Annotated in this window: 4 protein-coding genes; 3 read left to right on the top strand and 1 reads right to left on the bottom strand. The window is 64.7% G+C overall.

Annotated features, from left to right (window positions below; genetic code table 11):
* The first annotated feature begins 270 nt into the window (after positions 1-270).
* A complete protein-coding gene (locus tag AC0L28_RS34355) occupies positions 271-1,026 on the top strand; it encodes a phage terminase large subunit family protein (RefSeq protein ID WP_287240936.1) in 756 nt (251 codons plus the stop codon).
* 87 nt (positions 1,027-1,113) lie between these two features.
* Positions 1,114-1,731, top strand: a complete 618-nt coding sequence (locus AC0L28_RS34350; protein ID WP_473482902.1) for a hypothetical protein — start codon at positions 1,114-1,116, stop codon at positions 1,729-1,731.
* 215 nt (positions 1,732-1,946) lie between these two features.
* Here the strand turns inward: AC0L28_RS34350 and AC0L28_RS34345 are convergent, their stop codons facing one another.
* Positions 1,947-2,564 carry a methyltransferase domain-containing protein gene (locus tag AC0L28_RS34345; RefSeq protein WP_473482900.1) on the bottom strand — a complete coding sequence of 206 codons (618 nt, stop codon included), beginning with the start codon at positions 2,562-2,564 and terminating at the stop codon, positions 1,947-1,949.
* A 127-nt stretch (positions 2,565-2,691) separates the two neighbouring features.
* Here AC0L28_RS34345 and AC0L28_RS34340 point away from each other — a divergent pair, with 127 nt between their 5' ends.
* Positions 2,692-4,173, top strand: a complete 1,482-nt coding sequence (locus AC0L28_RS34340; protein ID WP_473482898.1) for a portal protein — start codon at positions 2,692-2,694, stop codon at positions 4,171-4,173.
* The last annotated feature ends 72 nt before the right edge of the window (positions 4,174-4,245 follow it).

The following is a 4,245-nucleotide window of genomic DNA, read 5'->3' as shown; positions in this document are numbered from 1 at the left end:
GGCGGACACGACAGGGGGAAAACTGTAACCCATGTATCCGGTTCAAAGTGTTACCCATCTTTCAACTGGACACTGGCCGCGGCCTCGGCGCTCTTTCCGCAACGTTGGCAATTGGCGAAACCGACGATGGCGGCTTCTTTCTCCCCGTTTACGGGGAGAAATGCCCGGCAGGGCAATGAGGGGCGGCGCGGCGCTAGCTCGGAAAGTCACGCCCAAACAACACCATACGGCCGGCACCTGCCAACATGAGTCAAGTGCGAGGGCGAAGAATTGACCCGCCATGTCACCTTCATGACCATCGACGATGCCGAGCATTACACGCCGCAGCAGCGCGCCGCGATCGTATCGGCCTATCCGGCGCATGAGCGCGAGGCGCGGGCCAGGGGCATTCCGGTGCTGGGCTCCGGCCGCATCTTTCCGGTGGCGGAGGAACTGATTGCCTGCGAGCCGTTCCGGCTGCCGCGCTACTGGCCGCGGCTCGGGGCGCTGGATTTCGGCTGGGATCACCCTTCCGCTGCTGTCGAGCTCGCATATGATACCGAGGCCGACGTCGTCTATGTCGCAAAAGCCTGCCGCGCCTCGCAGCAAACGCCGGCAATGCAGGCGCTGACCCTGAAACCGTGGGGCGAATGGTTGCCCTGGGCGTGGCCGCGCGACGGCCGCCGCGAGACGCTGGAAGGTGCGGGCGTGGCACTTGCCCGGCAATATGCCGCGCATGGGCTGAACATGCTTTCCAGCCATGCGCAGTTCGCCGACGGTTCGGTGTCGGTCGAGGCCGGGCTGATGGAGATGCTCGACCGCATGCAGAGCGGCCGCTTCAAGGTGTTCTCGACGCTTCTGCCCTGGTTCGAGGAGTTTCGGCTCTACCACCGCAAAGACGGCCAGGTGGTGAAGCTGCGCGACGATCTGATGGCGGCGACACGCTATGGTGTGATGATGCTGAGGCAAGCGGTGGTCGACCCGGCCGAGTTCAAGACGGCACGGCGAAAGGCAGGGCAGAGCGATCCGCTGGGGGCGTTCCGGTGAGGGGACCCCGCCGATGACCGTTCGCATTGTCAGCGCTACGCTGCGCGACCTCTCCTACATCGCCGCCAACTGCGGCTCGAGGACCGGATGGAGATCGACTGCCAGTTCGACGAATGGTCGCCGGCGCTGCTGGCGCTGACGGCGCTGCAGGGGTTTGCCTATGTCGCCGAGCTGAACGGCAATCCGGAAGCCGGCTTTGGCGCCGCCGAGCAGCGCGGCGGCCTATGGATCGCCTGGAGCTGGGGCACGCGCCGCTTGAAGCGCTGCGTGCCTGGGATCACGGCGTTCTTTCACGCGGTGCTCGGTCCGCAGGTTGCCGCGCACGGCGCCTGGCGGGTCGAGGCGCGGGCGCTGGCCACCAATGAACTGGCGCTGCGCTGGCTGGCTCGGCTTGGCGCCACGCAACGCTGCCGCCTGCCGGGTTACGGCCGCAACGGCGAAGTTTTTTTGCTCTACGACTGGACAAGGTCGTCTGACTTTGGGTCGTCTGACTTTGGAGAAAGCTGGAACCATGTGCCTTTTTCAAAAGCCGCCGGCGCTGAAGCCGCTGCCACCGACACCGACCATTGCCGACAAGGACGTGCAGGCGCGCGAAACAGCGCTCCGGCTGAGCTCGAGCAGCGCCAGGGCACCGCCGGCACGGTCAAGACCGATCTGTCGCCGAGCGAACTCAGCGGCCAGCGCCGCGTGCTGCTGGGGGTGTGACGTGGCGACAAGGGTAGCGCCTGGCAGCACCCCCTCTGTCCTGCCGGACATCTCCCCCTCAAGGGGGGAGATTGGCAGCTTCTGCGTCCCGCCGGCCTTCCAGCGTTGGTGGTTGGCGAAAGCCGAGGTGACATCCAATCTCCCCCCTTGAGGGGGAGATGTCCGGCAGGACAGAGGGGGTATTCAAGCACCGGCGTCGAACTCTGCGCGCGTTCTCACCCCGGCTTGCGCGCGAAGGCCCAGACCATCAGCGGATATTCTTCGTCGTTGCTGAGGTCGCGCCATAGGCCGTAGGCGCGCACCGGCCCGCCGATATGGGCTTTTGCGCAGGCTTTGTTGCCCCAGCTGAACACTTCAATGTTTGCCTGGGGGAAGCCGCCCTCGACCAGGACCTGCTTGAGGCCGGCGGCGGTCCAGCGGTTGTAGTCGTGCGGCCTGGCATGCACCCTGAACAGGAACGGCGTCGCCACCATCGCCCAGCCGCCCGGCCGGGTCATGGCGTGGATATTCTGTGCCGCGGCAAACGGGCGCTGCACATGCTCCAGCACCTGGTCGGCGATGACGACGGAATATTGCCGGTAGGTGCGGTCCTTGCAGATGTCGAAATCAGGGAAATCGACGGAGGTGTAGTTCGAGCAGATCGTCTTCCAGTGGCGGTTCCAGCCGGGCGAGATCTCGATCACGTCTGAGGATTTGCGGCCGTCGGCCTCAAGAAACGCGGTGAACGCATCGATCTGCCTGATGCGCAGCCAGTTGCGGGAATCGTAGCCGATCAGCCGCTTTGCAACCTGCTTGCTTCGCCTCTTCAGGGCGCCGGGTAGGCTTTCCGTCATTATCAAATCGATCTCCTTGAGTCGCCGCCCCACGCCCGTTGAACATCGCAAAAGCGAACAAAATTCGACCTGGCCTTGGCAATATCTGGGCTTCGAACAAGCTGATACATCAGAACAAGGAAATGCCATGGCGAGCGATTCCCGTGCCCACGATATCCTGTCGCGACAGGCGGAACTGGAGAGCGAGCGCAGCCAGTATGAGGCTGTCTGGGAGGCGGTGTCGGAATTCTGCGACCCCGACGCGCCCGATGTCTGGAGTGGGCGCCGGGGCGCGGAACCGCAGGCCGAGCGGCAGCAGCGGCGCGGCGCCCGTGTCTACGCCAACACCATCAACTCGGCCGCCAACCGGCTGGCCGCCGGGCTGGAAAGCCTGATCATTCCGCAGTCGGAGAAATGGCACGGGCTGTCGACCGCCGCCGTGAACGACGAGGAGAGCGAGGAGGAGAAGGAATGGGCGGAGGCGCTTCGCGATTTCCTGTTTGCGCTGCGCTATTCGGCCAATTCGAATTTCGTGCCGGCGACGCAGGCCTGCCTGCGCAACGTCGTGCGCTATGGCCCGGCCTATCTCTACGCCGAGGAGGGCTTTGGCGGCACGCTGATCCGCTATGCCTCGATCCCGGTGGTCGAGGGCTATCTCTGCCGCAACCGCTGGGGCCAGGTCGACATTTTCCACCGCCGCTATGAGCGCACGGCACGGCAGGCGGCGCAGCTGCTCGGCTATGACAAGCTGCCGGCGCGGATCAAGATGCTGGTCGACGACCCGGCCAAATGCGAGACCAAGATTTCACTGATCCAGTGCATCCAGCCGCGCGACGAGCGCAAGATGTACCGGCTTTCCGGCACCTACCAGTATCTCGACACGGCGTTCGCCTCCTATCACGTCGTCGAGGACGAGGAGGTCATCGTCAGGGAGAGCGGTTTCCGCTCCTTCCCGGTGTCGTGCTTCAACTGGCGCCTCCATGAGGGCGACCCCTATGGCATCTCGCCGACCATCGAGGCGCTGACCACGGTGCGCGAGGAAAACGCCGTGCGCCGCTCGGGTCTCAGGGCGCTGCAGCAGATCACCGACCCGGCGACCGCCTCGAAGGCACGGCTCGACTATGTGCCGGTGTTCAATCCCGGCGAGAATTATCCCGGCCTGATCGACGACAACGGCCGGCCGCTGATTGCGCCGATCGCTGTGGGCCAGAACCCGACCCATGCATTCGACTACGCGGAAAGCCGGGCCGAGGAGATCCGCGACATGATGTTCGTCAACCTGTTCCAGACGCTGGTGCAGAACCCGCAGATGACGGCCACCGAAGCCTTGATCCGGCAGGAGGAGAAGGGCGCGTTGCTCGGGCCCTCCGGCTCGATCATCCAGGCCGGCTTTGCCGCCAATCTCGACCGCGAGCTCGGTATCCTCGAGGACAAGGGATTGTATGAGGAAGACAGCCGCTTCCTGCCGCCGGCGAGCCTTGCCGGCAAGGCTGTGCGGCCGACCTTCACCGGGCCGCTCGACGTGCTGCGCCGCTCGGCTGAGGCGCGCGACACCATCCAGGTCGTGACCACGGCCATGCAGATGGCGCAGTTCGCCCCCGGCGTCATGGACAATATCGACGGTGACTAGGTGTTTAGTCCCGGCATTTGATGGGTGGGATCGAATCGGAACCGTTCAGGCTCTTTTGCCCAGATTTTGCAG

It is taken from the genome of Mesorhizobium sp. WSM4847 (genome assembly GCF_055811335.1).
This window is presented reverse-complemented; position numbering and strand designations above follow the sequence as displayed.